Raw genomic sequence first — 24707 nt, 5'->3', positions numbered from 1 at the left:
GGAGGCTCGGCCATGACCTATCATGCCAAAGTGATCACTGGCGGCAAGATCGTGATTCCGGCGGACTTGCGCCGGGAATTGGGCATCAAGGACGGTGACTCGATCGTCCTCGAAGCGAACGCCGACGGCATCCTGCTTCGCCGTGAGGACCCCGATGCGGCGCTGGCGCGTCTGCGTCGCGGGCTGAGCGGATATAGCGTCGACCAGTTTCTTCACGAGCGACGCGCCGACTGGGGCGAATGAGACAGGTCATCGATGCGTCGGTCGTGCTGGCCCATCTTCGCGGTGAGCCGGGCGGCGATATTGTGGTTCGCGACGATGGCCCTTTCTGCCTGTCCAGCGTCAATCTGGCCGAGATCATGACGAAGGTAATCGACCTCGATCTTTCGGCGGAAGACGTGACCAGCGTGCTCAAGACGCTGCCGATCGAGAGCTTCGCTTATGGCACGGAAGACGCGGTGCGGACGGCGACGTTGCGCACGGCAACGCGGCCGCTGGGTCTCTCGCTCGGCGATCGGGCGTGCCTTGCGCTCGCGACGCGCCTGGCGGTGCCGGTGTTGACGGCAGATACCGCGTGGGCCGGGCTCGATCTGGATATCGAAGTCCGCCTGATTCGATGACAGCCCGGCTCGTTTCGCCTGCTCTGGCCTTTGCGGTCGCCGCGCTCGGGATCGGGTTGTTCTCGGTCATGGACGCGGTGATGAAGTCGCTGGTGCTGGGGATCGGGGTGTATAACGCGCTGCTCTGGCGGCAGATGGCGAGTGTCGGGCTGGGGGCGGTCGCCTGGAAGCTCGGGCGGAGCGGGCGGCCGAGCGGGCGGGCGCTGAAACTCCATTGTGCCAGAGGGTTGGTGACCGCGGCGATGGCGCTGCTGTTCTTCTGGGGGCTGGCGCGCGTGCCGATGGCGCAGGCGATTTCGCTGACCTACATCTCGCCGATCCTCGCGCTGCTGCTCGCCGCCGTCACGCTCGGCGAGCGGGTCGGGCGCCGGGTCGTGGTCGCTTCGATCCTGGCGCTGGGCGGGGTCGGGATAGTGATGATCGGGCATGGCCGCGAGGGCGCGGCGGGGGCGGCGAGCCTGACGGGAGTCGCCGCGGTGCTGGGATCGGCGCTGCTCTATGCGGTCAATCTGGTGATCGCGCGGGTGCAGGCGCAGGCCGCGCGGCCGGGCGAGATCGCGTTCTTCCAGGCGCTGGTGGTGACCGCGACGCTCGCGCTCGCGGCGCCGTGGCTGGCGGTGGTGCCCGACGCCGCGACATGGCCGCGGCTGCTGCTGGCGGCGGGGCTGGCGACCGCGTCGCTGTGGCTGCTCGGCTGGGCCTATGCGCACGGCGACACGGGATTTCTGGCGACGACCGAATATAGCTCGTTCGTCTATGCCGCCGGGCTCGGCTATCTGGTGTTCGGCGAGCGGGTGTCGGCGTTTACCGCGTGCGGCGCGGGTGTCATCGTCGTCGCATGCCTGTATGCGGCGCGGCGGCGCGATATCGCGCAGACGTCGATGGAGGCCGCCGCATGACCCAGATCCGTTCCGCCACCCGCGCCGATACCGGCACGATCCTGCGCTTCGTGCGCGAGCTTGCGGCGTTCGAGCGCGAGCCCGATGCGGTCGAGGCGACCGAGGCGACGCTGGGCGAGGCGCTGTTCGGGGATGCCCCCGCGGCGGAGGCGGTGATCGCGGACGGGGCAGACGGGCCGGTCGGTTTCGCGGTGTTTTTCCACAATTTCTCGACCTGGACGGGCAAGCGCGGGGTGTATCTGGACGATCTGTACGTGACGCCCGAGGCGCGCGGGCAGGGGGTCGGCGGCGCGCTGCTCGCGCATCTGGCGGGGATCGCGATCGACCGCGGTTGCGCGCGGTTCGAATGGTCGGTGCTCGACTGGAATGCGGATGCGATCGCGGTCTATCGCAAGCTGGGTGCGGTGGGGATGGAGGACTGGACGATCCAGCGGTTGACGGGGGATGCGCTGGTGAAGCTGGCGGGGCGGTAGGGGGCCGTCGGAGGGTTGTCATCCTGACGAAAGTCAGGACCCAGAGTTACTTCGCGCTGTCCTGTTTGGCTCTGGGTCCTGACTTTCGTCAGGATGACGGAAGAAGAAGGGATGACGGGAGAAAAAGGGGGGGCGCGTCAGTTGCGGGCGACCGTCGTGCGCCAGATGACGGGCCAGGTGATCGCGCCGCGGCATTCGCCCATCTGGCGCATTTCGGCGAGGCGGAAGCGGGTGCCGTCCCAGACATAGTCCTGGCCGACGCCGCAGTCGCCGATGCCGCGGCCCTTGGCGTAGGAGCTGAGCAGCCCGGTCTTCGGGTCGTAGCCCGCGTTGACGAGCGCGGGTTTCGCGCCGGGTTCGCCGAATTGCGGGGGCAGGTCGAACGGGGCTTCGCTGGCCTTGCCGTCGCGGACGATCAGCGCGCGGGTGATGACATTATACGCGCCGGATCCGCAGGATAGCAGGACGAGATCGGTGGTCGCGTCGAGCGCATGGGTCTCGTTGGTGACGGGGCCGAACTGGTCCGCGGCGCAGCCGGTGCGCTGGCGCATCTGCGCGACGAGCGGCGCGGCGGGGGCCTGCGCGCGGCGGTCGGTGAGCGGGGCGGCGAGGATCGTCGGGAGTGCGGGCGGGGTGGTCGCGGGCGTCTTGTCGCCGGTCGCGACGAGCGCGGTGGCGGTGTCCGCGCGGCCCTGCTGGGCGTCGGCATAGCGGAGCGCTGCGGCGGCGCCGGTGATGACGACGGGGATCGTCCGGCCGTCGAGTCGCGCGGTCATCGCGGTGCCGGTGGCGAGGCGGCGGGCGAGCGTCATCGCGACCGGGCCGGTGACGGTGAAGCGCCGGTCCTCGCCCGGATTGCCGCTGGCGAGCGGGGTGCCGTCGATCGCGACGACGACGCGGTGCAGCGCGCTGCCCGGCGTGCCGATCGTCACCGACACGGGCGCGTCGGCGGCGGGGCCGCGCTCGACCTCGATCGAGAGTTCGGCGATGCTCGAATCGTCGGGCGCCATCGAGACCGCGGTGCAATAGGCACCGTTGTCGCAGGCGATTCCCCAGGCGCCGAAGGTCTTTACGCTGGTCGGGCGGGGGCGTGCCTTTGAATCGACGGCGGGCTCCGCGGGGGCCTGCGGGGCGGCGCCGCGCGCGACGGCGCGCGGTTTGGGGCGGGCTGGGGTTTCGAGCGGGACGGTGGCGTCGTTGGGCGCGCCGGTGTTGCCGCTGGGGCTGCAGGCCGTCGCGGCCACCAGAACCGAAACGGGCAGAAGCGAAACGAGAACTGGATAGCGCATGCGACCTCCTGACCGGTCTGGCGGCGACGGTCCCGCTTCGATAGGGGCGAGGCCATAGTCGAACAACCGTCAATGGTAAGGGCGGCAATCAAGATGGAGAGTGCGATGCAGACGATCGGCGTAATCGGCGCGGGACAGATGGGCGCGGGGATCGCGCAGGTCGCCGCGCAGGCGGGCTACCGCGTGCTGCTGGCCGATATGGGCCTGCCCCAGGCCGAGGCGGGCAAGGCGGGGATCGGCAAGGCGATGGCGCGGCTGGTCGAGAAGGAGAAGATCACCGCCGACCTGCGCGAGACGACGCTGGCCAATATCGAGCCGGTCGCGAGCGTCGCCGAAATGGGCGACTGTTTCATCGTCGTCGAGGCCGCGACCGAGCGCGAGGCGATCAAGCGGACGATCTTCGCCGAGGTCGGCAAGGTGTTGAAAGCGGACGCGATCCTGGCGTCGAACACCTCGTCGATCCCGATCACGCGACTGGCGCAGGCGGCGCCCGATCCGGCGCGGTTCATGGGGGTGCATTTCTTCAATCCCGTCCCCGTCATGCGGCCGATCGAGCTGATCCGCGGGCTCGCCACGTCGGACGAAACGGTCGCCGCGGTCGAGGCGTTTGCGGAGAAGCTCGGCAAGCAGGTGGTGCATGCGAACGACGCGCCGGGGTTCATCGTCAACCGCGTGCTGATGCCGATGATCAACGAGGCGTGCTTCGCGCTCGGAGAAGGCGTGGCGGGGGTGCGCGACATCGATCTGGCGTGCCAGCTGGGGCTCAATCACCCGATGGGGCCGCTGACTCTGGCCGATTTCATCGGGCTCGACACCTGCCTGGAGATCACCCGCGTGCTGTTCGAGGGGACCGGCGATCCGAAGTTCCGGCCCGCGCCGCTGCTGGTCAAATATGTCGAGGCGGGGTGGTTCGGCCGCAAGACCAAGCGCGGCTTCTATGACTATTCGGGCGCGGAGCCGGTGCCGACGCGCTAACCAGATCGGTTATTCACCCTTGACATCGTCACGCTGTTCTGGCACATAACGGGAACGATGACGAATTGCGAGTCGGGCCGGACGCGGTCGGGGTGATCCCCCGGCGGCGGACCGGCCCGATCCATTTGGGGGATGGCGCATGGCGGCGGGGGCGGGCGTGAAAGCGGGGCGGTTGCAGGTGCGCAAGGCCGCCAAGGGCGGCTGGACGCCGGCCAAGCGCGCGGCGTTTCTCGAGCATCTGGCGGCGACGTGCAACATCGCGGCGTCGGCGCGCGCGGTCGGGATGGCGCCGCGCGGGGCGCATGCGCTGAAGAAGCGCGACGCGGCGTTCGCGGCGGACTGGGCGGGGGCGATCGAGGCGGCGTACGAGACGCTCGAGGTGCGGTTGCTGGCCTATGCGCTGGGGGAATCCGAGGGGGAAGCTGAGGCGGAGTCTGAGGCGGAAGCTGAGCGGGAACCTGACGGGGTCGTTGACGGGGATGCGGCGGCGGAGTCGCGCGGGGCGCATTTCGATCCGCGGGTCGCGGTGCAGGCGCTGGGGTTTCGCAAGCGCGGGGGCGCTGCCGGTGGCGCGGCTGGCGGAACGGGGGCGGGGACGCTGCGCAAGCGCGTGTCGCTGGCCGAGCTCGAGGCGGTGCTGGTCGCGCGGCTCGATGCGCTCCATGCGCAGGCTTCGTCCGTCACGGGGGATGCGTGATGGCGGATAGCGGGCGCGCGACGTTCGATCCTGCCGTGCTCGCGCGGTTGCGCGGGTTGCCGCGGGGGCAGCTGGTGACGCTGTTGCGCGGGCTGTCCGAGGCGGAACTCAGGACGCTGCACGAGAGCTGGGCGATCTGGGCGTTGCCGGGGCAGCGCGAACCCGCGGGCGACTGGCAGGTCTGGCTGATCCGCGCGGGGCGCGGCTTCGGCAAGACGCGTGCGGGCGCCGAATGGGTGAGCGCGCTGGCCCGCGCGATGCCCGGCGCGCGGATCGCGATGGTCGGCGGCACGATAGACGACGTCCGCAAGGTGATGGTCGAGGGCGAGAGCGGGCTGATCGCGGTGGCGCAGGCGGGCGAGACCTATCGCTGGCGGCGCGACGCGGGCGAGTTCGTGTTCGACAGCGGCGCGCGCGCGTTCGTCTATTCGGCGGAGGCGCCCGAGAAACTGCGCGGGCCCGAGCATCATGCGGCGTGGTGCGACGAGCTCGCCAAGTGGCGGTACGGCGACGCGACCTGGGACAATCTGATGATGGGCCTGCGGATCGGCGACCGGCCGCGGGTGCTGGTGACGACGACGCCGCGGCCGGTGCCGCTGATGCGGCGGCTGCTCGCTCTGCCGGATCTGTATGAATCGCGCGGGGGGACGGGGGAGAATCCGTTCCTGCCCGCGTCGTTCGTGGCGGCGATGACCCAGACCTATGCGGGGACGCGGCTGGGGCGGCAGGAGCTGGACGGCGAGCTGATCGACGATGTCGAGGGGGCGCTGTGGACGCGCGACCTGCTCGAGCGGCAGCGCGGCGCGGTGGTGCCGGCGCTGGTGCGGGTGGTCGTGGGGGTCGATCCGCCCGCGGGGACCGGCGGCGATGCGTGCGGGATCGTGTGCGTCGCGCTGGGCGACGACGGGCTCGCCTATGTGCTCGAGGATGCGAGTGTTGCGGGCCTGTCGCCCGAGGGCTGGGCGCGCGCGGTGGCGGACTGTGCGGCGCGGCATGGCGCGGACCGGGTGGTCGCGGAGTGCAACCAGGGCGGGGAGATGGTGCGCAGCGTGCTGATGGCGGCGGACTGTGCGCTGCCGGTGCGGCTGGTCCATGCGAGCCGCGGGAAGGTGGCGCGGGCGGAGCCGGTGGCGACGTTGTACGAGGGCGGGCGGGTCTTTCATGTCGGGGCGTTTCCGGCGCTGGAGGACGAGCTCTGCGGGCTGGTGAGCGGGGGGTATGTCGGGCCCGGGCGCTCGCCGGACCGGGCGGATGCGCTGGTGACCCCCTCCCGCAAGCGGGCGGGGGGGTAAGCGCAGCGATCGCCACTGCGGCCACCCGCTTCGCCTTCTCCGCCACCCCCCGCCTCGATGCCGAACTGCTGATGGCGCATGCGCTGGGCGTCGAGCGGAACGCGATCCTGCTCGATCCCGACCGCTACGCCGTCCCCGCCGGTTTCGCCGTGCTGGTCGAGCGTCGTCTGCGCCATGAGCCGATCGCCTATATCACCGGCACACGCGGCTTCTGGTCGATCGATCTCGCGGTCGGGCCGGGGGCACTGGTGCCGCGCGCCGACAGCGAGACGCTGCTGATCGCCGCGCAGGCGCATTTTGCCGGCGGTGCGCCCGCGACGATCCTCGATCTCGGCACCGGCCCCGGCACGCTCCTGCTCGCCGCACTCGACGAATGGCCCGCGCGCGGTCTCGGCATCGACTTTTCGGCGGACGCGCTCGGCTATGCGCGCGCCAATGCGGCGGCGCTCGGCATGGCGGATCGGGCGCAGTTTTTGCGCGGTAACTGGGCGTACGCGATCGCCGGGCGGTTCGACCTGATCCTCGCCAACCCGCCCTATATCGGTACCGCCGAGACGCTGCCGCCCGAGGTCCGCGATCACGAACCGCACGCGGCGCTGTTCGCAGGCGCGGATGGACTCGACGATTACCGGATCCTCGCGACGCAGCTCCCCGCGCTGATCGCACCCGGCGGCGCGGCGGTGATCGAGATCGGCGCGACGCAGGCAGCGCCGGTCTCGGCACTGCTCGAGGCGGCGGGGCTGCACGTTGCGCTACATCATGATTATGGCGGAAACCCGCGCGTCCTGCTTGCGCGATGAGCGCCGCGACTTGACGATTATGACCCGCCGCCGCATATTTCGCTTGTGGGAGGCCCTTCCGGGCCGCTATCACGTGGGCAGGGGCACGCAATCTCGACAACTTGGTCGTTTTTGAGCGTTGACCCGCATCCTTCGCCTTAAAGTCGCTGCAGTCCGGCGGCCCTGGCAAGTCCGACGCATCGTCATCGGTGCGCGGCGGGGGGTTTGCACCGCATTTCGGAGCACGACCAGATTTTGGTTCGACGACTGAGGACACAAGCTTGATCAACAACCGGCAAGCCGGCCGCCGTCGCGGTCGTGGCAACAATAATAATGGCGGCGGTGGCGGCGGTGGCGGTCAACGCCAGGGCGGCGGTGGTGGTGGTGGCCAGGGTGGCCGCGACACCGGCAACCGCATCGACAGCCGCGCGCGCGGCAACGCGAGCCAATTGTACGAGAAGTACAAGAACCTGGCGCGCGACGCGCAGATGCAGGGCGACCGCGTCAACATCGAATATTATCTGCAGTTCGCGGATCATTATTTCCGCGTGCTGAGCGAAACCCGCGCGCGCTTCGAAGAGAGCCAGCCCCAGGCGCAGCAGCAGCCGCGTCGCCAGCAGCCGTTCGATCTCGACGGCGACGATGATTATGGCGACGAGGGCGAACCGATCCGCTCGGGCGAGCAGCAGGGCAGCCAGCATAACGGGCAGCAGAACGGCCAGCAGGGATCCGGCGACCAGGCGGCGATGGCGAATGGCGGCCAGTCCAATGGCCAGTATTCGAACGCCCGCGCGCCCCGTGAGAACCAGGGCCGTGAAAACCAGGGCCGCGAAAACCAGGGCCGTGATGGCCAGGGTCGTGACGACCGCTCGCAGCGCGACGATCGCCCACGCTACGACGCGAACCGCAACGAGGGTCAGCGCAACGAGGGCCAGCGTGGCGAGGCCCGCGGCCCGCGGATGACGCAGTCGCGCGACGAGCAGCCCGGTGACGAGCAGGCCCAGCAGCGCGAGAGCCAGCCCCGCGAAAACCAGGGCCGTGACGAGTATCGCGATGCCCCGCGCCGCGACACCATCCGTCGCACGCCACGCGCCGCGCGTCCGGTCCAGGCCGAGTCCGAGCAGCCGGGCGAGCGCGCGGACGACGGCGCTGCGCGCAGCGTTACGCCGGCCACGCCCGACGCAGCCACATCCGACGACCGGTCGTCCGCGCCCCAGTTCACGGGCGAGCCGGTCGACGTTGCGGCCGTGAGCGCCTCGGCGCCCGCGTCGGACGGTTCGGGCGAGGAGCAGCCCCGCCGTCGTGGTCGCCCGCGTCGCGACCGCAGTCTCGACGCGCCGGTCGCCACGGACGATGCCGCACCCGCGGCGTTCGACGCAGACCGCCTGCCGCCATCGCTCGGCATTTCGGCCTCGGCGCCGGCACCCGCCGCCGACGCTTCGGCGGATGGCGCAGCTGCGGAAAAGCCGCGTCGCCGTCGCGTCCGCGTCGCCACCGACGAGGTCGAGGCGGGCTGATCGTCGCGCCACACGGCAGGATCGAATAAGGCCGGTATCGCGACGCTGCGGTACCGGCCTTTTTCACGTCATCGCTCGGCCGCGCGCATCGCCCGGACGGCTAGTCGATCCGCGTCACGTCCTCGTCATGGCCGCTTCCCGAACTCAGGAAGACGAGCCCCATCAACAGCCCGGCCATGATCACCGATCCGCCGACCCCGCCGAGAATCGCGAGCATCGTCACGAGGTGCAGCGCCCCCTGAAGATGCGCCATCGCGACGATGACGCCCGCGGCGCAGATCGCCGCCGCCAGTATCATCCACGCCATGATCGTCCGGAACCGGCCCCAGGCGAACGCGGCATAGTGTGGATCGTCGAGTCCGGTCGGTGTCTCGGCAGAAGGATCGGTCATCGCTTTTCATTGCCGCGCAAACATGGTTTTCTCAAGCCACGCGCATGGAGACGCGACAAGGAGAGGCGGAGATGACGATCGCGACGATCCTCGAGACCAAGCGGCGGACCGGTGACGGCACGCGCGCGGACATGGTGCTGTCGTTGCACCCCGATGCGAGCGTCGCGGACGCGGTGGCGATGCTCGCGGAACAGCGGATCGGCGCGGCGCCGGTGCTCGACGACGGCCGCGTGGTCGGGATATTTTCCGAACGCGACGTGATCCATTGCCTGCAGGCCAAGGGCGCGGGCGCGCTGACGCAGCGGATCGGCGACGTGATGACGCGCGCGGTCAAATCGGTCGCGCCGACCGAATCGGTGATCGGCGCGCTGTCGCTGATGACTCAGCGGCGGATCCGGCATCTGCCCGTGATCGACCATGATCAGCTCGTCGGCTTCGTCTCGATCGGCGATCTCGTCAAATTCCGGATCGACCGGATCGAGGCGGATGCCGCGGCGATGCGCGCCTATATCCAGTCCGCCTGACCCGCGGACCCGATCAGGCCGCAACGGGGCGTTTGCGCAGCACCGCGACGAGCTCGCCCAGCGCCGCGCGCGCAAAGGCGAGCATCCAGCCTGCATAGACCGTGCCGCCCACCGGGAGCAGCACCGCGAGTCGCCAGACCGGATCGAGCACTGGCAGGCGCTGATCGACCAGCCAGACCGCGAGCGCCATCGCGATCGCGGCCAGCGCGGGTGACGCGACCGCGCGGGCGACCGCACGGGCGGGGACGCCGATCACCGGCCGGCTCCGCCACGCACTGATCGCGAAATACAGCGGATAGGCCGCGATCCAGGCGAGGCCGAGCCCGGTCGGCCCCCACTCAACCCCGATCAGGAACGCGGTGCCGAGGATCGCCGCGCCGGTCGCGCCGTTGCGCACGCCGATACCCGGTCGCCCACGCGCGTCGGAGGCGGGGGTCAGCAGCACCTGGAGCGTCATGAACGGCATCGCCAGCGCGAGCAGCCGGACGATCGGCGCGGTCTCGACCCATTTTTCGCCCAGCACGGTCAGCACCAGCGGCTCGGCGGTGACTGCGAGCCCGAGATAGAAGGGCATGGCGACGATCATCACCAGCCGCACGCCCTTCACGAACGCCCGCCCGATCGCGTCGGGATCCGCCTGCATCCGCGCATAGGCGGAAAAGGCAACCTCGTTGAGCGGTGGCACGAACTTGCTGACGAAGATCTGCGTGAGGAACAGGCTGGTCGTGTAGATGCCGAGCATGTGCGGCGAGAACCGGCGCCCGGCGATGAACACATCGGCCTGGCTCTGCAGGAACCAGAAGAGCTGGCTCGCCGCCATCACCCCGCCATAGCGCGCGAGCCGGCCCGCGCCGCGAAAGTCGAAGCTCGGCCAGACCAGTGACCGTGCGCTCCACGTCATCATCGCGCCCCGCACCGCGAACAATACGAGCGGAGCGATGACGAGCGTCCATACTCCCAGTCCGTAGAGCGCGCCGCCAAGCGCGGTGCTCGCCGAGGCGATCGAGGCGGTGATGTTCGCCTTGGCCTGATGGCGAAAATCCATCGCGCGTGACAGCAGCGCATAGGGCAAGGCGATGAACGGCGTGGTGAGATAGAGCAGCGCCTGGACGCGCAGCATGTCGGCGACGACCGGCTGGCGGTAATAGGCCGCGGCCAGCGGCGCGAGCACCAGCTGCGCTGTGGCCAGCGTCGCGTTGAGCAGGATCAGCATGCCGAAAAGCTGGCGCACCTCATGGCGGCTGATCGTCGCCTGCTGGATCAGCCCGCTCGCCAGGCCATAGCCGTTGAGCATCGCCATGAAGGTCAGGATCACCTGGCACATCGCGAAGAGACCGTAATCGGCGGGGGCGAGGATGCGGATGACCAGGAAGGTGGCGCTCCACTGCACGAGCTGCGCGACGATCTGGCTGCCCGACCGCCAGATCAGCGCGCTTCGGACCTGCCCGGCGAGCGGCGCCGGGGCGGCCAAGCCGTCGATCGGCCCGTCGGGCGGCCGGTCCGCCAGCGGGTCTGCCGCCGGCGGGGCGCTGGGAATCGGCGTGGTCATCGGACCGGCCCTATAATCGCCTGCGCTTCACAAGCACTTAAGAAAGCTGCGCGGGGATGCTGCCTGCCGTCCCTTGCTGGCACGCAGGGGCGCCGTCGTCGTGCCCTGCACGGCCCACACGGGCTGCCTGGGGGCGTAAGTCGGTCGAAATGAAGAAAATTGCCATAAAAGTGAAATTTGCATTTGACGGGATTGTGGGAGGGCCCTAGAGGGGTGTCACCGCAGCGAACGGCCACACGGTCTGGTTGCTGCGGTCGCAAACAACCAGATGCTCCAAGCCTTCCGCGAGGGAGGTTATGCGAGTGTCGGTATTTTTGTCGGCTATTTGACATTGTAGGTTTAGATGAAGGGACATGTGGGCGGCGGCTTGCGGTTTCTGGGGCGGGGGGGCAGCATCTGCGACGGCCGCGGGCACCGGTTCCGGAACAGGCTCCGGTACTGGCATCGCGAGCAGCGGTACAATGATGGCGGTCGGTGCGTTTGGCGTTGCGACGAGTGGCGCCTGCTCGGCGTCGGTGGAAGGCTGCTCGGTATCGGCGGGTTCGGACGCCGGATCCGCACCGTCACGCACGGCCGCACGAAGGCCGGCGCGAAACGCGTGGTTCGGCAGCGGCGGCGTGCCCTGCTGGAGCGCAAATTCGGACGGCGGCGCTGGCGGCAGATCGGGTCCGAGCGCCGCGGGCGATGCGCCGTCCGGTTGCGGCGGCCATGATGGCGTCGCAACGATCGGGAGGCCGTCAGAGCCAGGCCGCAGGGACATGGCCGGCTCGCCAGCGACCGGCAAGGGATTGCCGTCGGCGGCGAGCGGCTGCCGCGCCGGGTTCGCCGTTACGGGTGCGGCAGGCAGGAGAGGCAGTGCGTCGCGGCGTCCCGCGGCGTCGATCACCCCGGCCAGCGCCGCGCCGAACGCCACCGTCGGCTCCGCACAACGCGTGGCCGGTGCGGCAGGCGCGGCAGGGGACGGGGTAAGCGCAAGCGCGGGCTGGATCATGCAATCTCTCGGATACGAGCGTGTCGCACCGTACTCAGCAAGGATCGTGCCGGATCGTCCTGACCGAGGGAGCCTCTTCGAGCGCACGAAGTTCCTTCAGCGCGGCATCGGCCTGTGCGCGCGCGATGAGCTTTTCGACCGCACTCTGGTCGCGCTGTGCGGCGCGGGTCGCGTCGGTGGCACGCGCGACCTGATATTCCGCCGACCGGACGCGCTCGACCGCGGCGTCGGCGGAGTGTTGCAGGCGTTCGCGGTAATGCGCCGACGCCCCCAGCGAGACCGCGACCGCGGTCTGTTCCACGGGAGCGACGGCGGCGGCCAGGCCTGTAATCCGGGTGGACAGCGCCTGTTCGCTCGCGGCTTTGTCGTGCGCGCGGGCTTCGTCGGCACGGGTCAGGCCGAGCTGCAAGGTCCGGACGCGGTGGATCCGTGCCAGCGTCTTGGCGCGGGCGTCAGCCACCGAAGACACCAACCAGCTCGGCAACGGCATCGCCCAGCGACACCTTCTCGTCCGAATCCTGGCGGATATACTCCATGATCGCGCCGTGGCAGGCGATCGCATTGTCGATCGCCGGGTCGGCACCCGCACGATAGGCGCCCATCAGCACGAGGTCGCGATTCTCCTCATAGGTCGCCAGATTGCGGCGCAGTACGCGCGCAGCCCTGACATGCGGCGCGTCGGCGATGTCGGTCATCACGCGGCTGACCGAGGGGCCGATGTCGATCGCCGGATAGACGCCGCGCTCGGCCAGCTGGCGGCTCAGCACGATATGCCCGTCGAGGATCGAGCGCGCCGAATCGACGACCGGGTCGTTGCCGTCATCGCCGTCCGCCAGCACGGTATAGATCGCGGTGATCGACCCGTCGGTATGGACGTCGACGCCCGCGCGCTCGATCAGGTTCGGCAGCATCGCGATGGCGGACGGCGGGTAGCCGCGTGCGGAGGCGGGTTCGCCGAGCGCGAGGCCGATCTCGCGGCCGGCATGCGCGACGCGGGTCAGCGAATCCATGATCAGCAGGACCTTCTTGCCCTCGTCGCGAAACCCTTCGGCGATCGCGGTGGCGCGCAGCGCGCCGCGGATGCGGAGCACGGGCGAATGGTTGGCGGGCACCGCGACGACGACCGAGCGCGCGCGGGCGGCACCGGCGACCTTGGTCTCGAGAAAGTCGGCGACCTCGCGGCTGCGTTCGCCGATCAGCCCGATGACGATCACGTCGGCCTGCGCGGCGCGGACGATCATGCCGAGCAGCACCGACTTGCCGACGCCCGACCCCGCCATGATGCCGACGCGCTGACCCTGGCCGATCGTCAGCAGGCCGTTGATCGCGCGCACGCCCACGTCCATCGGCTGAAGCACGCGGCCACGGTCGAGCGGCGACTGGAGCTTGCCCGCGAGCGGCCAGCGGCCGGCCCCGCGGATCGGACCGAGGCCGTCGATCGGCTTGCCCGCGCCGTCGACGACGCGACCGAGCAGCGCTGCGCCGACCTCGGCCTCGCCCGGAGGGCCGATCGGTTTGACCGGCGCGCGCGGCAGGAGCGCGGCGGGACCACCGAGATTCATCATCAGCGTACGCCCGTTACGAAAGCCGATCACCTCCGCCTCGACGCTCGCGCTGCCCTCGCCGACCTTGCACACGGTGCCGACGGGCAGGGTCAGCCCGACCGCCTCCATCAGCAGCCCGTCGAACGAGGCGAGCCGGCCCGACACCCTGGGGGCCGCGACGAAATCGGCGTTGCCGAGCGTTTCGAGATAGTCGGCGGTGAAGCGGTTCAGCACTCAGGCGGCTTTCGCGGGCACCGCGACGCGGTCGATCGCGCTGGCGAGCTGGTCGAGCCACATGGCGGGGCCGTCCTCGACGATAGTCGACGCGCTTTCGAGCACGAAGCTGCCGCGGGCGACATTGGGGTCACCAGCGGCAAAGATCGACTTGGGCAGCGTGCCCTCGATCAGTGCGACGTCGTCGGGATGCAGGCGCAGCAACGCGGCCTCGGCGGAATCAGCGAGCAGTTCGGTCGCGGATTCGATCCGTCCGGCGAGCAGCTCTGGCGAGATGCCGATCTCGCCGACCAGCTTGCCGACCAGCAGCAGGACGGTCTGACGAAGCTGCGTCGCGACCCGGTCGCGGTCGAGCCGGTCGGTGGCGAGCGCGGCGGCGAGCGAGGCGAGCAGCGCCTGGTCGCGCGCGGCATTCCCCTGTGCCACCGCGGCTGCGGCGGCGAGGCCCTCGGCATAGCCTGCGGCATGCGCGGCGGCGAGCGGATCAAGGAAGCTCTCGGTCTCGCTGGCGGGATCGAGCGGATCCCAGCCTTCGGTCGGATTGCTGTCCTTGTCGGCGGGGCTGAAATGCTTCGGCCCCGGAGTCGGCGCGCTCGGGGGCGGCGTGGGCGTGGCGCCCTGCGGCGCGAACCCGGTCGCCCGGCGCGGCGCGGCGGCGACACGATCGCGGATATCAGCCGCCGCAAAGCCCATCGGCGGCGCGAAGGCGTGCGCGAGCAGCTGCGCCGCGGTGTCGTGGCGCGCGGCGAAACCCGCGACGAAACCGGATGCCCCGACAAACTTAGACATAGTCGTCCTCGCCTCCGCCCATCATGATCGTGCCGTCCTTGGCGAGCCCGCGCGCGGTCGCGATCATCGCCTTCTGCGCCTCGAGCACCTCGGCGAGCCGCATCGGTCCGCGCGACTCCATCTCGTCGCGAATGCCGTCGGCGGCGCGCGCCGACATGCAGCCGAGGAAGCGGTTGCGCACCGCCTCGTCGACGCCCTTAAGCGCCTTGGTGAGGATCTCGCCATCGACGTTGCGGATCAGCGTGCCCAGATTCTTGTCGTCGAGCTCAAGCAGGTTGTCGAACACGAACATCGCCTCCTCGATCGCCTTGGCGACGTCGCGGTCGATCTTGAACAATTTGGGCATAACGCGCTGTTCGGTCGCCTTGCGCGCGCCGGACAGGATCTTGGCCGCCTCGCGCGTGCCGCCCAGCGTCACGCCCTGGCCGGTCGATCCGGCGCCGGTGCGATTGGCGAGCAACGTGCGCAGCGTGTCGACCGCCTCGGGCGTGATCGGCCCGAGCCGGGCGATGCGGTGGAGGATATCGGGCTGGACCGCATCGGGCATCAGTTCGAGCACCTGGCCGCCGACCGACGCGTCGAGATTGGCGATCAGCACCGCGGCGATCTGCGGATGCTCCTTCTCGATCATCGCGGCGATCTCGCTGGCATCGAGCCAGTCGAGCAGTTCGAGTTCGCACGCCGCCTCGGCCGGGGTGATCCGCGCGAGGACGCTCTCGGCCTTTTCGCGGCCGAGCGCGCGGTTCATCACCGCCTCGATCTTGGGGCGGGGGTCGAAGCCGATCGTCGTGCGCTCGCGTGCGCGGTCGACGAAATCGTCGAGCACCGTCTCGACCTCCTGCTCGGAGACATCGGCGACCTTGAACATCGCCGCGCCGAGCTGACGGACCTCTTCCGGGTCGAGCTTCTGAAGGATCGCGGCGGCTTCGTCCTCGCCCACCAGCATCATCAACACGGCGGCGCGTTCCACGCCGGTATAGGTGCGCAAGCCCTCCATCAGCGTGCGTCCGCCTTGATCATGTCGCGCACGGCGAGCGCGGCGCGGGTCGGATTGTCGCGGGTGAAACCGCGGACCGCGCCGACCCGCTCGTCATAACCGCGCGAGCTTTCGAGCTGGTCGAGGCTGACCGGGGGGACGACGACCGGACCGGCCAGGGCTTCGGCGCCCTCGCCCTCGGCACCCTCGATCGTCTGGCCGAAGGCGGGCCGCGGCGTCGCGTCCTCGCGCTTCTTCATCAGCGCCTTGGCGATCGGGCGAACGCCGAGGAGCAGGACGAGCAGCGCGATGACGATCGCGGTTCCGTTGCGCGCCAGCACCGGCAGCCACGCATTGTCGTACCAGGCGGGACCGGTATCGGCGGCGGCATCGGCGCCGGCGAACTTGCGGCTGATCACCGTCACATTGTCGTTGCGCGTCTGGTCGAAGCCGACCGCGCTCTTCACCAGGTCGGTGATCTGGTTGATCTCCATCGCGGTGCGGCGCGTCTTGTCGGGATCGCGGAGCAGCACCGCGACCGACAGACGCTTGACGCTGCCCGGGGTGGCGCGGGTCACCGACACTTCGCGGCCCAGGTCATAGGCGCGCTGATACTGGTCGGACTGCTTCATCGCGTCGGGGGCGGGGCCACCGGCGACGGGCTGCGGCATGCCGGGATTGCCGGTCGCGGGCTGCGGTGCCTGGAGCGTGCTGGCCGCGGGCGGCGTGTTGCTGAGCGCGCCGGGGATGCCGCCCGGGGTCGCGGCGCCGTCCTTCTGGTTGCCGGTCCAGTTGCCCGTTTCGGCCCGCAGCACGCCCTGCTTGTCATAGCTCTCGCGCGTCGCCTGGGTCTCGTCGAGATTGACGTCGGCCTGGACCTCGGCGGTGAAGTTGCCGGCCCCCACCAGCGGGGTCAGCAGCTGGATCAGCTGGGTGCGGTACTTGTCCTCGACGCGACGCTGGATCTCGATCCGCTTGTCGCCCGCCGCGCCGACGCCGTCGACGCCGCCCGGCTTGGTCAGCAGCGCGCCCATCTGGTCGACGATCGTCACCGAATCGGGCTTCATGCCGGGTACCGACGATGCGACGAGGTTGATGATCGAGGCGACCTGTGCGTCGCTGAGCGACCGGCCGCCCTGCAGTTTCAGGATCACCGAGGCCGAGGGCGCGGCATTGTCGCGGACGAACACCGAGGCTTCGGGCGTCGCGAGATGCACGCGCGCCTCGGCGACCGCGTCGATCTCCTCGATCGACCGGGCGAGCTCGGATTCGCGGGCCTGGCGCAGGCGTTCGCCTTCCACCGCGCGGCTGACGCCCATCGGCAGCTGGTCGAGGATCGCGTAACCACCGGGTGCCGCCTTGGGCAGGCCCTGGCCGGCGAGCAGCATCCGCGCGCGCGAATAATCCTCCTCGGCAACCGTCAGCGAGCCCGTCGAATCGTCGATCCGGCTCTTGATGTTCGCGGTCGTCAGCGCGGAGGTGACCGCGGCCTTGTCGGCGTCGGGCAGGTTGGTGAACAGCGTCTTCTGCGTCGGCGAGGACAGCGTCATCCACGCGAGCGCGGCGGCGGCGATCAGGCCGATCATCAGCACCATCGGCAGCGAGCGGCGTACCGCGGGCTGCGCGAAGGCGGACTTTATCTGTTTGAGCGGGTTAGCGAATTTCTCGGGGAGGCCATTGGCCGACGAAGCGGGGATGAGGGCAGTGCTCATATCATTACACCGGCATGCTCATGATGTCCTTGTAGGCGGACAGGAGTTTGTTGCGGACCTGCAGCGTCGCCTCGAACCCGACCGACGCCTGCTGGCGCGCGAGCATCACTTTGGCGATGTCGACGGTCTCGCCGCGCTCATAGCTTTCGCTGAGCTTGGCGGCCTGGGTCTGGCCCTCGTTCACGCTCTTCAGCGCGGTTTCCATCGTGTCGCCGAAGCTGACGGGTTTCGTCTCGGTCGGCGCGATGGTCGGGGCGGTCTGGCTGGCACGCGCGAGTGCCTGGTTGCGCTCGAGGATCTGCGAGCGCAGCGCCATGACGCGGTCGACGCTCATCGCGCCGCCGCCGATTCCGCTGACGCCGCTCATGCCGACATCACCCGGGCGAAGTCCTCACCCTGTTCGCGCGCCTTGGCGAGGCGGTAGCGCAGCGTGCGTTCCGAGATGCCGAGCCGACGCGCGGTCTCGATCCGGCTACCGCCGCAGGCCTTCAGCGTCTCGCGGATCGCGGCGAACTCGCTCATCTGGACGATGGTGCCCAGCGTGTCGGTCTGCGGTTCGGCGGGCGTCTCGGCGACGGGCACGAGCGGTTCGGCGATGGGCGCGACGACCGGCGCGGGGCGCGGGGCGAAGGTCATCGTCACCGGGCGATCGAACAGGATGTGGCTCGCCTCGATCGTGTCGCCGCCGCAGAACAGCAGCGCGCGCTGGATGACGTTCTCGAGCTCGCGGACATTGCCCGGCCAGTCGTGCAGCATCAGTGCCTCGATCGCCGTGCGCGACGGCCAGGGAATGACGTTGCGGTTGCCGGCATGACGCAGGATCATCGTCGCGGCGAGCGCGGGGATATCCTGCGGCCGCTCGGCGAGCGACTTGGTGGTGAGCGGGAACACCGCGAGCCGGTAATAGAGATCGGCGCGGAACCGGCCTGCGGCGACCTCGCCCTGCAGGTCGCGGTTGGCGCAGGCGATGACGCGGACGTCGATCGGCTGCGGCACGGTCGCGCCGAGCGGCACGACCTCGCGCTCCTGCAGCACGCGGAGCAGCTTGGCTTGAAGCGTCAGCGGCATCTCGGCGATCTCGTCGAGCAGGATCGTGCCGCCGTTCGCGGCGCGGAAAAAGCCCTCACCGCCCGACGACGCGCCGGTGAACGCGCCCTTTTGGTGGCCGAACAGCATCGCCTCGAGCATCGATTCGGGGAGGGCGGCGCAGTTGATCGCGATGAACGGGCCGGCCTTGCGCGGCGAACCATTGTGGATCGCGCGGGCCAGCACTTCCTTGCCGGTGCCGGTCGGGCCGTTGATCAGCACGGTGATGTCGGCGGCGGCGACGCGCTCGGCGAGTGCGAGCAGCGCGAGCGATTCGGGGTCGGCGGCGGTCGGCATGTCGGGCCCGCCGATCAACGCGCGGGCAAAGCCGTTGCCGACCGCGGTATCCTCGGCGGCAAAGCCGATCCGCGCGGGCGCGCCGCTCCGCGACGGGGTGACGTTGCGGCCTTCCGAACCGATCACGACGGTGCGCGCGGGGTAGGCGACGGGCTCGCCCTCGGCGACGAGGAACAGGTCGTTCGCGCCCGGCTGTGCCGTGTCGAGCGATCCGATCCCGAAGCCCTGCGCACGCAGGGACGAGACGAGCGCATATTTGCGCGCCGTGACGGCAGCGGATGGAAAGATCGAGCGCATGAAGTCCCCCTGTGACGATTCGGGAATGCGGCCTCGAGAGTAAAGGCGCGGTTAAATCGTGCCGCGTCGCGGCAAACTATTTCCGGGCGCGTTCGCGCGCGCGTGTACGGGAGCGCGCCACGCCGGTGCGCGAGGGGCGGAATTTTTTCCCTAAAGCCCGGCGCGGGGCGGCCGTTACCCATCCTGACGGCTCGGTCCTTCGCCACGGGGGCGGCGGGGTAGCCGGCAAAATGGAGTTTGATCATGAGTGTTATTGCGACGAACGTCTCGGCACTGCGCGCCGCCAATGCCTCGACCAGCGCGTCGAACATGCTGTCGACTGCGATGGAGCGCCTGTCGACCGGCAAGCGGATCAATTCGGCCAAGGACGATGCGGCCGGTCTCGCCATCTCGACCTCGATGACGGCGCAGGTCCGCGGCATGAACCAGGGCATCCGCAACGCGAATGACGGCATCTCGATGGCGCAGACGGCCGAAGGCGCACTCGACGAAGTCACCAACATGCTGCAGCGCGTTCGTGAGCTCGCCGTGCAGTCGTCGAGCGGCACCTACAGCGCCGAAGACAAGACGAACATCCAGGCGGAAGTCACGGCGCTGACCGCGCAGATCACGAGCACGCTCGCAAATACCGAATTCAACGGCAACAAGTTGTTTGACGGTACCACGGGGGCCGCTGGCGTCGTAACTATTCAGGCTGGCGCCAACGCTGCCGACAAAGTCAGCCTCACGCTGACCAAGCTGACCGACAATACCACGATCACGGCGGCGACGGCGCTCAACCTGGGGACCGCAACGGACAATAGCGCGATTGCTACCGTCGATGCGGCTCTGGACACTATCACGACCGCACGCGCCGGTCTGGGTGCAGGCCAGAACCAGCTCCAGTCGGCGGTCAACAACCTGACGTCCAACTCGACCAACCTGTCGGACGCCAAGAGCCGCATCGAGGACGCCGATTTCTCGGCCGAGACGACCGCGCTCGCCAAGGCGCAGATTCTGAGCCAGGCGTCGACCGCGATGCTGAGCCAGGCGAACCAGAGCCAGCAGGGCGTGCTGAAGCTGCTTCAGTAATCCGATCCCGGCGCCGGCACCGGCCCCCGATCGGGTGCCGGCGCCAGTCGGATCGCCCCCCGGTAACGGGGCGCAGCGAGCCCCGGTGGCCTCATGGCCGCCGGGGTTTTGCGCGTTGGGGCGGCGGCGGGTTGCGCGCGCGAGCGCGTTGTCTGACGCTATGGTCTTGATGGCGATCGGGCAGGGGGCGGGTATCCGCGCGGCGGCATGATCCGCAGGCCGCGGTTCGGCGGCATTCGGTCGTCGCATCTGGATTATCTTCCCCCCTGGCGGGGGAGGAACAGGATCGGCTTGCGGTCAGACCTTGCGGGCGAGCGCGCGTTTCAGTTTCGCGTGCGCGGACGCCTTGATCTGGCAGACGCGGGCGGCGCCGATGTCGAAGACCGCGCCGATCTCCTCGAGGTTCATTTCCTCGACATAATAGAGCTGGATCACCTGCGCTTCGCGTTCGGGCAGCGCGGTGATCGCGGCGATCAGCGCGCCGCGCAGGTCGCTGTCGGCCAGCTGTTCGAACGCGTCGGGGGTGTCGTCGGCGAACCATGGCATGTCGTCGGCATAGACCTCGTCGATCGAATCGAACCGGATCGCGTCCGCGGTCACATAGTCGCTGCGCAGCTTGTCGATGCTGACGCCGATATGCTGGGCGATCATGGCGTCTCCGGGGGCCTTGCCCGTCTGGGCGGTGAGCGTGGAAATGGCGTCGGCATATTGCCGGCGGCGGCGCATCGCGCCGCGCGTCGTCGTCGCCTGGCGGCGCAGTTCATCGATCATCGCGCCACGCAGGCGGGTCGCGACATAGGCCTTGAACGGCGTACCGCGGTCCTCGAACCCGGCCGCCGCCTCGACCAGCGCGACGAGGCCGACCTGCACCAGATCCTCGACCTCGACGATGCTGCTCATGCTGCCATGCACGTGCCACGCGATCCGGCGGACCATCGCGAGATGCTGTTTGACGAGCTGGTCGGGGTCGCCGCCGGGGCGCTGCTGGGGACGATAGGTGAGGGGCCCCGCCGGGATTTCGCCGGCGCGCGCGGGGCGGGCCTTGTCGAACGCGGCTTTCATCGGTTCGGCGCTCATGCGGCCAGCGCCTGCTGCGGTGCGCCGATGACCGCGACGACCTCGACCGCCTTGTCCTCGGGCACTTCGAAGAACGACATGACCGGGGTGTCGGGCAGGCAGGTGCGGACCAGCTTGCGGATCGCGAGGCGGATCGCGGGCTGGACGACGAGTGCGAACGGCTTGGCCTCGGCGATCAGCGGCTGCGCGGCATTTTGCAGCGCCTCGACGATGCGGCGGCCGAGATCGGGTTCGATGACGTGGCGGCGCGACTGATCGGCGCGCATCGCCTGGCCGAGCAACCCTTCGAGATGGCCCTCGAGCGTCATCACGCGGAGCGGCTCGCGCATCCCGCACAGTTTCTGGATGATCAGCGCACCGAGACGCGGGCGGATCAGTTCGATGATCTCCTCGGCATCCTGGCTGCGCTGGGCGGCGACCGCGATCGCGGCGGCGATGCTGCGGAATTCCTTGAGTGGAATGTTCTCGGCGAGCAGCCCCTTCAGGACCTGGGTCAACGTGGTGATCGGGATCGGCGCGAGCGCGGTGACGAGTTGCGCCGCGCGCTCCTTCAGCCCGTCGAGCAGCGCCTGGACCTCGTCCGGGCCGAGCAGATCGGACGCAGTCTGGCCAAGCATGTGGTTGAGATGCGTCGCGACCACCGTGCCGGGATCAACAACGAGATAGCCAGCCCCGGTCGCCGCATCGGCGTCCGCGGTCGAGATCCAGGTCGCGTCGAGCCCGAAGGTCGGATCCTTGGTGGTCTTGCCGATCAGCGAGCCGAACGCCTGGCCGGTGTCGAGCGCGAGCATGTCGTCGGGCGACACGGTGTCCTCACCGACGACGACGCCGTTGACGATGATGCGGTAGACATAGGGGGCGAGGTTGATGTCGTCGCGGACGCGGACCTGCGGCACGACGAAGCCCAGCTCCTTCGACAGCTGGCGACGGACGCCGGTGATGCGGCCCATCAGCGGCGATCCGCGGCGGTCGTCGACCAGCGGCACGAGGCCGTAGCCGATGTCGAGATTGACCTGCATGCCGTCGGTAACCTCGTCCCAGCCGATCTTCGACTGGTCGATCGCCTCGACGGGGGCGATGACGACGGGGGCGGGGCGACGCTCGATCTGGCGCAGCTTCCAGGCTGCAAACCCGGCGATCGCGGCGGCGGGCAGGATCACCATGTGCGGCATGCCGGGCAGGACGCCGAGCAGTGCGAGGATCACTGCGACCGGCGTCCAGGTGCGGGGGCTACCGAACTGGCCGCCGATCTGGCCGGCGAGATCCTTGTCCGAGGTGACGCGCGTGACGATCGACGCCGCGGCGATCGACAGCATCAGCGAGGGCAGCTGCGCGACGAGCGCGTCGCCGATCGCGAGCAGGATGTAGTTGTGTGCGGCGTCGGCGATCGACATGCCGTGGCTGACGGGCCCGAGGATCAGCCCGCCGATGATGTTGGCGGCGAGGATCAGCATGGCAGCGACCGCGTCGCCCTTCACGAACTTCGACGAGCCGTCCATCGAGCCGTAGAAATCGGCCTCGGTCGACACCTCGATACGGCGCGCCTTCGCCTCGTCGGGGGTGATCAGCCCGGCGTTCAGATCGGCGTCGATCGCCATCTGCTTGCCGGGCAGCGCGTCGAGCGTGAAGCGCGCGCTGACCTCGGAGACTCGGCCAGCGCCCTTGGTGACGACGATCATGTTGATGATCATCAGGATCGCGAAGACGAAGATGCCGACGACGTAATCGCCGCCGATGAGAAAGGTGCCGAACGCCTCGATGACGTGACCCGCCGCGCTCTCGCCCTCATGGCCGTGGACGAGCACGATCCGCGTCGAGGCGACGTTGAGGCCGAGGCGGAACAGCGTGGCGAACAGCAGCACGGTCGGGAAGGCGGAGAAATCGAGCGGCTTCTGCGCGTTTAAGGCGACCATCAGCACGGCAAGGCTGATCGCGATGTTCGCGACGAAGAAGATGTCGAGCATGAATGCCGGGATCGGCACGACCATGACGAGCACTAGCATCAGGATCGCGAGCGGCAGGACCGATGCACGGGCGTTGGAGAGCAGGCGGTTCATGGCTTAGCCACCCATCTTGGCGAGCATGAGATAGGCGAGCCGCGCGGTGTCGGGCGTCGGCCGCAACAGGCTTGCCGAGGTCTGGCCCGCATTGAAACCGGCGTTTCGGGTGCCGAACCGGCCCATCGTCGACGTCGCCCAGGCGAGCGCGTCCTCGGCGCTTTCATTGTTGCCGGTGACGACCGTGCTGCCGTCCATGTCGAGCGCCTGCGCGGCGAACTGGACCGAGCCGGTCGTGGCCGAGCCGGTCGCGCCCGCGGCGGCGGCGCCGAGCTTTGTCGAGAATCGCTCGTAGATTGCCGACAGCGAGCGCGGCGTACCGTTGGACTCGTAGAAGACGCCGCGATTGGCGCGCGCGGCGGCAGGGAACAGCGCGGCGCCGCTCGCGTCGGGATTGGCCTGCATCGTCGTCAGGAACTTCGACGCGCCGCCGAGCCCCAGGAAATGCGCCATGTACAGATCGGTGCCGGTCGCGGTGCGGCCGAGCTTGCCCTCGAGCGCGTCCTTGTTGTCCGACGCATGTTCGGCCGCCATCATCGAGGCGGCGGCGGGATCGTTGCGCAGCGCGAGAATCGCCTGGCGCGTGCTCGCATCCGCGACGCCCAGACGCCCGCCCGAGGACTGGCCGATGCTGTCGGCCGCCCAGCCCAGCCCGTGCTCCGCGCCGTGCTTCTTGACGACCGCGAGCCAGCTCTGTTCGATGAACTGGTACAGACCCGACGCGCTTGACGTGCCCGCCTTGGCATTGGCGTTAAGCCCGCTTTCGAGCTTCGCCTGGCCGAGCAGATAGTCGAAATCCACGCCCGTCTTGCTGCTCGCAAGCGCGATCGCGGACTGGATCCGGCCGGTAGTGATAGGATTGACGGTCATCCCGCGAGTAATGTCCCTGTTTCAGGACACTACACAGCAAGGGGCGTGCCAGATCTTGCCCGGCTGCGCGGATCAGGCGTAGGCAGCACCCATGCGCGGGCGATAGCCGGCAATGCCGCCCTCGCCGGTCAAGGTTTGCAGGCGGCGGCGGACATTTGCCGCCATCAGGTTGGTATAGATGCGGCAGGTTTCGTTGAGGCGGTTCGCCTCGTCCGCCAGCTCGCGCAGTTCGGGACCGGCGGGACCGGTGCCGAGCGTCGCCACGGCATTGATGCCGTCGAGCTTTTGCGTCGTCGCGCGCTCCAAGCCGGCGACATCGTTGGACTTCAGCGCCGCGATCTCGGCATGCAGCGCGTCGATCACGCGCACCAGGGCGTCACGCCGGGTCATTCGGTGCCCATTCCAGTTTGAAGGCGAGGAGCCGGTCGGCGATCGTCGCGGGCAGGATCGGGAAGGTGCCGTTGGCGACCGCCTTCTTGACCGCGGCCACGCGTGCTTCGTTGATCGGGGCGGCGGCGGCCATCGTCCGCGCGAGCGCGATCGACGAGGTTGCCGAGGGTTCGGCCTCGACCGCACGGTCGGGCGCCTGCGCCTGCGCCAGGGGCTGGGCGGCCGGCTGAACGGGCGTCGTCGCGGCGATGCGCGCGACGCTGCGCTCGCCTCCCGTCAACGGCTTCGAGCCGATCGATTCCACCATGTCT

27 protein-coding genes are annotated in these 24707 nt (G+C 69.4%); 11 read left to right on the top strand and 16 right to left on the bottom strand.

What is annotated here, in order from left to right; translation table 11 throughout:
• Positions 1 to 12 precede the first annotated feature (12 nt).
• The 4 genes from GV027_RS12175 to GV027_RS12160 are packed head-to-tail and all read left to right on the top strand — an operon-like array spanning position 13 to position 1992.
• Positions 13 to 243, top strand: a complete 231-nt coding sequence (locus GV027_RS12175) for an AbrB/MazE/SpoVT family DNA-binding domain-containing protein (RefSeq protein WP_043156878.1) — start codon at positions 13 to 15, stop codon at positions 241 to 243.
• Entirely contained in the window at positions 240 to 620 is a 381-nt protein-coding gene (locus GV027_RS12170) for a type II toxin-antitoxin system VapC family toxin (protein ID WP_159512036.1), read from the top strand. The genes GV027_RS12175 and GV027_RS12170 overlap by 4 nt, the downstream gene beginning before the upstream one ends.
• Positions 617 to 1519, top strand: coding sequence for a DMT family transporter (locus GV027_RS12165; protein ID WP_159512035.1), 903 nt, complete (start codon positions 617 to 619; stop codon positions 1517 to 1519). The genes GV027_RS12170 and GV027_RS12165 overlap by 4 nt, the downstream gene beginning before the upstream one ends.
• Entirely contained in the window at positions 1516 to 1992 is a 477-nt protein-coding gene (locus tag GV027_RS12160; protein ID WP_159512034.1) for a GNAT family N-acetyltransferase, read from the top strand. Before GV027_RS12165 ends, GV027_RS12160 begins: the two co-directional genes overlap by 4 nt.
• Before the next feature lie 137 nt (positions 1993 to 2129).
• Here GV027_RS12160 and GV027_RS12155 read toward each other — a convergent pair whose 3' ends face one another.
• Positions 2130 to 3281, bottom strand: a complete 1152-nt coding sequence (locus GV027_RS12155; protein ID WP_159512033.1) for a DUF1176 domain-containing protein — start codon at positions 3279 to 3281, stop codon at positions 2130 to 2132.
• Positions 3282 to 3386: 105 nt separating this feature from the next.
• On the opposite strand from GV027_RS12155, the gene GV027_RS12150 reads away from it, so the two are divergent.
• From GV027_RS12150 to GV027_RS12130, 5 genes are all read left to right on the top strand, one after another.
• A complete protein-coding gene (locus GV027_RS12150) occupies positions 3387 to 4256 on the top strand; it encodes a 3-hydroxyacyl-CoA dehydrogenase NAD-binding domain-containing protein (RefSeq protein ID WP_159512032.1) in 870 nt (289 codons plus the stop codon).
• 139 nt (positions 4257 to 4395) lie between these two features.
• Complete coding sequence (locus GV027_RS12145; RefSeq protein ID WP_159512031.1) at positions 4396 to 4953, top strand: hypothetical protein; 558 nt, start codon at positions 4396 to 4398, stop codon at positions 4951 to 4953.
• Entirely contained in the window at positions 4953 to 6245 is a 1293-nt protein-coding gene (locus GV027_RS12140) for a DNA-packaging protein (RefSeq protein WP_159512030.1), read from the top strand. The genes GV027_RS12145 and GV027_RS12140 overlap by 1 nt, the downstream gene beginning before the upstream one ends.
• An 8-nt stretch (positions 6246 to 6253) precedes the next feature.
• Complete coding sequence (prmC, locus tag GV027_RS12135) at positions 6254 to 7045, top strand: peptide chain release factor N(5)-glutamine methyltransferase (RefSeq protein ID WP_201302680.1); 792 nt, start codon at positions 6254 to 6256, stop codon at positions 7043 to 7045.
• A gap of 260 nt (positions 7046 to 7305) precedes the next feature.
• Positions 7306 to 8541: a DUF4167 domain-containing protein gene (locus GV027_RS12130; protein ID WP_236559195.1), complete on the top strand. Its 1236-nt coding sequence runs from the start codon at positions 7306 to 7308 to the stop codon at positions 8539 to 8541.
• A gap of 100 nt (positions 8542 to 8641) precedes the next feature.
• Here GV027_RS12130 and GV027_RS12125 read toward each other — a convergent pair whose 3' ends face one another.
• A complete protein-coding gene (locus GV027_RS12125) occupies positions 8642 to 8932 on the bottom strand; it encodes a hypothetical protein (protein ID WP_031394022.1) in 291 nt (96 codons plus the stop codon).
• 71 nt (positions 8933 to 9003) lie between these two features.
• Here GV027_RS12125 and GV027_RS12120 point away from each other — a divergent pair, with 71 nt between their 5' ends.
• The gene (locus GV027_RS12120) at positions 9004 to 9456 is read left to right on the top strand and encodes a CBS domain-containing protein (protein ID WP_031394021.1); all 453 of its coding nucleotides are present in this window, start codon (positions 9004 to 9006) and stop codon (positions 9454 to 9456) included.
• Between the two features lie 13 nt (positions 9457 to 9469).
• On the opposite strand, the gene GV027_RS12115 is transcribed toward GV027_RS12120, so the two are convergent.
• The 9 genes from GV027_RS12115 to GV027_RS12075 form a co-directional block, all read right to left on the bottom strand.
• Positions 9470 to 11005, bottom strand: a complete 1536-nt coding sequence (locus GV027_RS12115) for a lipopolysaccharide biosynthesis protein (protein WP_159512029.1) — start codon at positions 11003 to 11005, stop codon at positions 9470 to 9472.
• A gap of 205 nt (positions 11006 to 11210) precedes the next feature.
• The gene (locus tag GV027_RS12110; protein ID WP_159512028.1) at positions 11211 to 11996 is read right to left on the bottom strand and encodes a hypothetical protein; all 786 of its coding nucleotides are present in this window, start codon (positions 11994 to 11996) and stop codon (positions 11211 to 11213) included.
• Positions 11997 to 12030: 34 nt separating this feature from the next.
• On the bottom strand, positions 12031 to 12456 hold the full coding sequence (locus GV027_RS12105) for a hypothetical protein (protein WP_236559194.1): 426 nt from the start codon (positions 12454 to 12456) through the stop codon (positions 12031 to 12033).
• The gene (locus GV027_RS12100; protein ID WP_159512026.1) at positions 12449 to 13774 is read right to left on the bottom strand and encodes a FliI/YscN family ATPase; all 1326 of its coding nucleotides are present in this window, start codon (positions 13772 to 13774) and stop codon (positions 12449 to 12451) included. The genes GV027_RS12105 and GV027_RS12100 overlap by 8 nt, the downstream gene beginning before the upstream one ends.
• A complete protein-coding gene (locus GV027_RS12095; RefSeq protein ID WP_159512025.1) occupies positions 13775 to 14563 on the bottom strand; it encodes a FliH/SctL family protein in 789 nt (262 codons plus the stop codon).
• A complete protein-coding gene (gene fliG / locus GV027_RS12090; RefSeq protein ID WP_192141005.1) occupies positions 14556 to 15560 on the bottom strand; it encodes a flagellar motor switch protein FliG in 1005 nt (334 codons plus the stop codon). Before fliG ends, GV027_RS12095 begins: the two co-directional genes overlap by 8 nt.
• A complete protein-coding gene (gene fliF / locus GV027_RS12085) occupies positions 15560 to 17251 on the bottom strand; it encodes a flagellar basal-body MS-ring/collar protein FliF (RefSeq protein WP_159512024.1) in 1692 nt (563 codons plus the stop codon). Before fliF ends, fliG begins: the two co-directional genes overlap by 1 nt.
• Before the next feature lie 4 nt (positions 17252 to 17255).
• A complete protein-coding gene (gene fliE / locus GV027_RS12080; RefSeq protein WP_037530804.1) occupies positions 17256 to 17618 on the bottom strand; it encodes a flagellar hook-basal body complex protein FliE in 363 nt (120 codons plus the stop codon).
• On the bottom strand, positions 17615 to 18931 hold the full coding sequence (locus GV027_RS12075; protein WP_159512023.1) for a sigma-54 interaction domain-containing protein: 1317 nt from the start codon (positions 18929 to 18931) through the stop codon (positions 17615 to 17617). Before GV027_RS12075 ends, fliE begins: the two co-directional genes overlap by 4 nt.
• Before the next feature lie 243 nt (positions 18932 to 19174).
• On the opposite strand from GV027_RS12075, the gene GV027_RS12070 reads away from it, so the two are divergent.
• Entirely contained in the window at positions 19175 to 20002 is an 828-nt protein-coding gene (locus tag GV027_RS12070; protein ID WP_159512022.1) for a flagellin N-terminal helical domain-containing protein, read from the top strand.
• Positions 20003 to 20299: 297 nt separating this feature from the next.
• Here GV027_RS12070 and GV027_RS12065 read toward each other — a convergent pair whose 3' ends face one another.
• The 5 genes from GV027_RS12065 to flgM all read right to left on the bottom strand — a co-directional run bounded on the left by GV027_RS12065 (position 20300) and on the right by flgM (position 24703).
• A complete protein-coding gene (locus GV027_RS12065) occupies positions 20300 to 21079 on the bottom strand; it encodes a FliA/WhiG family RNA polymerase sigma factor (RefSeq protein WP_159512021.1) in 780 nt (259 codons plus the stop codon).
• Positions 21076 to 23136: a flagellar biosynthesis protein FlhA gene (gene flhA, locus GV027_RS12060; RefSeq protein ID WP_031394270.1), complete on the bottom strand. Its 2061-nt coding sequence runs from the start codon at positions 23134 to 23136 to the stop codon at positions 21076 to 21078. Before flhA ends, GV027_RS12065 begins: the two co-directional genes overlap by 4 nt.
• A gap of 3 nt (positions 23137 to 23139) precedes the next feature.
• Complete coding sequence (locus GV027_RS12055; RefSeq protein WP_159512020.1) at positions 23140 to 24006, bottom strand: lytic transglycosylase domain-containing protein; 867 nt, start codon at positions 24004 to 24006, stop codon at positions 23140 to 23142.
• A 72-nt stretch (positions 24007 to 24078) separates the two neighbouring features.
• Complete coding sequence (locus tag GV027_RS12050) at positions 24079 to 24396, bottom strand: hypothetical protein (protein WP_031394268.1); 318 nt, start codon at positions 24394 to 24396, stop codon at positions 24079 to 24081.
• The gene (flgM, locus tag GV027_RS12045; protein WP_159512019.1) at positions 24383 to 24703 is read right to left on the bottom strand and encodes a flagellar biosynthesis anti-sigma factor FlgM; all 321 of its coding nucleotides are present in this window, start codon (positions 24701 to 24703) and stop codon (positions 24383 to 24385) included. Before flgM ends, GV027_RS12050 begins: the two co-directional genes overlap by 14 nt.
• Positions 24704 to 24707: the final 4 nt, after the last annotated feature.

The organism is Sphingomonas sp. T1 (assembly GCF_902506585.1).
GTDB classification, from domain to species: Bacteria; Pseudomonadota; Alphaproteobacteria; order Sphingomonadales; family Sphingomonadaceae; genus Sphingomonas; species Sphingomonas aerolata.
Note: the sequence above shows the minus strand (reverse complement) of the source record. Positions and strands in the feature narration are given on the sequence as shown.

Bases quoted from the DNA above. Each gene is read 5' to 3' on its own strand.
- GV027_RS12155 (WP_159512033.1), bottom strand. From the start codon at position 3,281: ATGCGCTATCCAGTTCTCGTTTCGCTTCTGCCCGTTTCGGTTCTGGTG.
- GV027_RS12120 (WP_031394021.1), top strand. From the start codon at position 9,004: ATGACGATCGCGACGATCCTCGAGACCAAGCGGCGGACCGGTGACGGC.
- GV027_RS12145 (WP_159512031.1), top strand. From the start codon at position 4,396: ATGGCGGCGGGGGCGGGCGTGAAAGCGGGGCGGTTGCAGGTGCGCAAG.
- GV027_RS12110 (WP_159512028.1), bottom strand. From the start codon at position 11,996: ATGATCCAGCCCGCGCTTGCGCTTACCCCGTCCCCTGCCGCGCCTGCC.
- GV027_RS12165 (WP_159512035.1), top strand. From the start codon at position 617: ATGACAGCCCGGCTCGTTTCGCCTGCTCTGGCCTTTGCGGTCGCCGCG.
- GV027_RS12055 (WP_159512020.1), bottom strand. From the start codon at position 24,006: ATGACCGTCAATCCTATCACTACCGGCCGGATCCAGTCCGCGATCGCG.
- GV027_RS12150 (WP_159512032.1), top strand. From the start codon at position 3,387: ATGCAGACGATCGGCGTAATCGGCGCGGGACAGATGGGCGCGGGGATC.
- GV027_RS12175 (WP_043156878.1), top strand. From the start codon at position 13: ATGACCTATCATGCCAAAGTGATCACTGGCGGCAAGATCGTGATTCCG.
- GV027_RS12075 (WP_159512023.1), bottom strand. From the start codon at position 18,931: ATGCGCTCGATCTTTCCATCCGCTGCCGTCACGGCGCGCAAATATGCG.
- GV027_RS12065 (WP_159512021.1), bottom strand. From the start codon at position 21,079: ATGAGCGCCGAACCGATGAAAGCCGCGTTCGACAAGGCCCGCCCCGCG.
- fliF (WP_159512024.1), bottom strand. From the start codon at position 17,251: ATGAGCACTGCCCTCATCCCCGCTTCGTCGGCCAATGGCCTCCCCGAG.
- GV027_RS12140 (WP_159512030.1), top strand. From the start codon at position 4,953: ATGGCGGATAGCGGGCGCGCGACGTTCGATCCTGCCGTGCTCGCGCGG.
- fliG (WP_192141005.1), bottom strand. From the start codon at position 15,560: ATGGAGGGCTTGCGCACCTATACCGGCGTGGAACGCGCCGCCGTGTTG.
- GV027_RS12170 (WP_159512036.1), top strand. From the start codon at position 240: ATGAGACAGGTCATCGATGCGTCGGTCGTGCTGGCCCATCTTCGCGGT.
- flhA (WP_031394270.1), bottom strand. From the start codon at position 23,136: ATGAACCGCCTGCTCTCCAACGCCCGTGCATCGGTCCTGCCGCTCGCG.
- GV027_RS12095 (WP_159512025.1), bottom strand. From the start codon at position 14,563: ATGTCTAAGTTTGTCGGGGCATCCGGTTTCGTCGCGGGTTTCGCCGCG.
- GV027_RS12125 (WP_031394022.1), bottom strand. From the start codon at position 8,932: ATGACCGATCCTTCTGCCGAGACACCGACCGGACTCGACGATCCACAC.
- GV027_RS12050 (WP_031394268.1), bottom strand. From the start codon at position 24,396: ATGACCCGGCGTGACGCCCTGGTGCGCGTGATCGACGCGCTGCATGCC.
- flgM (WP_159512019.1), bottom strand. From the start codon at position 24,703: ATGGTGGAATCGATCGGCTCGAAGCCGTTGACGGGAGGCGAGCGCAGC.
- fliE (WP_037530804.1), bottom strand. From the start codon at position 17,618: ATGAGCGGCGTCAGCGGAATCGGCGGCGGCGCGATGAGCGTCGACCGC.
- GV027_RS12115 (WP_159512029.1), bottom strand. From the start codon at position 11,005: ATGACCACGCCGATTCCCAGCGCCCCGCCGGCGGCAGACCCGCTGGCG.
- GV027_RS12160 (WP_159512034.1), top strand. From the start codon at position 1,516: ATGACCCAGATCCGTTCCGCCACCCGCGCCGATACCGGCACGATCCTG.
- GV027_RS12070 (WP_159512022.1), top strand. From the start codon at position 19,175: ATGAGTGTTATTGCGACGAACGTCTCGGCACTGCGCGCCGCCAATGCC.